Annotated in this window: 1 protein-coding gene; it reads right to left on the bottom strand. The window is 57.2% G+C overall.

Features of this window, described 5'->3' with window-relative positions; translation table 11 throughout:
• Nucleotides 1-222: 222 nt before the first annotated feature.
• Complete coding sequence (locus RR842_RS14545; protein WP_332730288.1) at nt 223-1,440, bottom strand: IS110 family transposase; 1,218 nt, start codon at nt 1,438-1,440, stop codon at nt 223-225.
• Nucleotides 1,441-1,685: the final 245 nt, after the last annotated feature.

Raw genomic sequence — 1,685 nt, forward strand, 5'->3', positions numbered from 1 at the left:
CGGGCATTAACCGCTACTTCTGCGACTACCGATAACCCTACCGATAAGGCACGGTTAATCAACCTATAATTTGATTTTCTTTTCGAGATCCCTTTCCTTGCATCTTGGGAACTATAAGGGAACGACTTCGCTTTACGTCAGGAAGGGTCGTTTTTGGGCGCAGAGAACCCGCTCCCTGCTATAATGCGGGAAGCGGTAGGTAGAACGAAGCGTTCTTCTCAGTTACGCCGCAACCGGCAACGGCTCGTAGTAGGTGCCGTTTGTCAGCATCGCGTAGACGACTTCTACGCGCCTGCGCGCCAGGGCAAGACATGCCTGCTGATGGGTCTTGCCCTCGGCGATTTTCTTCTTGTAATAGGTCTCTTCCGCAGACCCTTCCCTAAAAGCCGCAATGACTGCAGATTGGACGAACGCATTTTTCAGGCGTCGGTTACCACCCTTACGCTTCCTGCTCTTCTTGATCGTACTCGACTCCTTCTTCACGGGAGCAACGCCTGCGTACGATGCCAGATGATGGGCATCTGCAAAGCGACTAATGTCGCCGATTTCGGCGGCTATGGTTGCACCGAACACGCGTCCGACACCGGGGATGCTTCTGAGGATCTCGACCTCAACCATCTGTTCAGAGAGGCGTTCCAGCTCTGCGTCAAGCTCTTTTTCCTCGACTTCGAGCTCGATGATACGCTTTGCGACTTTCTTGGCCTGAGCTTCGATGACGGTGGTGGCGGGTAGCGTCACGGTCTGTTTGGAAAGTGCCGCGAACACCGTCTCGGCGAGTTTCGGTCCGCGCGTCTTGCAGTATTTGAGGCTACCAGCCCATTTGGCTACGCGCGTCTTGCCAGCACGCTTCAGCCCCTGAGGTCCGCCGTAGCGCTCTACCAGGCATATCTCGAGGCCGTTGTGCAGTTTTTGTTTGCTGAGCACCTTGTCGAGGGCGGGGCATGCCCGGTGGAGCAGGTCGTGCAAGCGGTTATAGCAGCGCGTGCGCTCGCGTACGGTGTCGTCGCGGCACGAGGTGAGCACCTTGATCTCCGCCATGATCTCGGGACGCTCACCCACAAGCTCGATGTGGCGCGGCATGCTGCGTGATGCGTCAGCGATGATAAACGCATCCTTTGCGTCGGTCTTATCCTCGCCGTAGATCTCCGCCACCTGCTTAAACTTGCGCGGCGAGAGGTGGGCGACATCCAGCCCCATATCCTTGGCTACAGCCACAGTAAGGCTCCCGAACGCCCCGTACTGGTCGACCGTCACGAGCATGCGCCCCCCGAGGTCACCCGCCTTGGTAAGCGCCTCGCGGATCGCCGCCTCGTCCTGTGCGACGGAGCCACTCAAAAGGGGCTTGTCGCCGTCATGGTCGAGCACGACCATGTAGTGGCCCGTCTTACCGACGTCGATGCCGCAAAACACGCCGTAGGCCGCAATGTCCGATCTCTTCATCCCTCTCCAATCTCTCGATGGGGGCTGGCGCAGTCGTCAGACGTCTGTCTTCGGCAGAATTCTACGAGCAAGGGGCACTAACCTTATGAGCGATAAACAGACGCCACGGGATCCGGTGGCATGATCAACCAGGTCTTTAGGGACAATTGAATAAAGCCGGTGTCCAGATCCCGTGACGGCCAGCAGGAAGGCCATGCATTAGCTCTTCCTGAAGTTCATTATAGGGAAATCGCCTTGTAGAATTG

This window comes from Gordonibacter sp. (genome assembly GCF_036667095.1).
Lineage (GTDB): Bacteria > Actinomycetota > Coriobacteriia > Coriobacteriales > Eggerthellaceae > Gordonibacter.

Coding starts and splice junctions, on each gene's coding strand:
- RR842_RS14545 (WP_332730288.1), bottom strand. CDS start 1,440: ATGAAGAGATCGGACATTGCGGCCTACGGCGTGTTTTGCGGCATCGAC.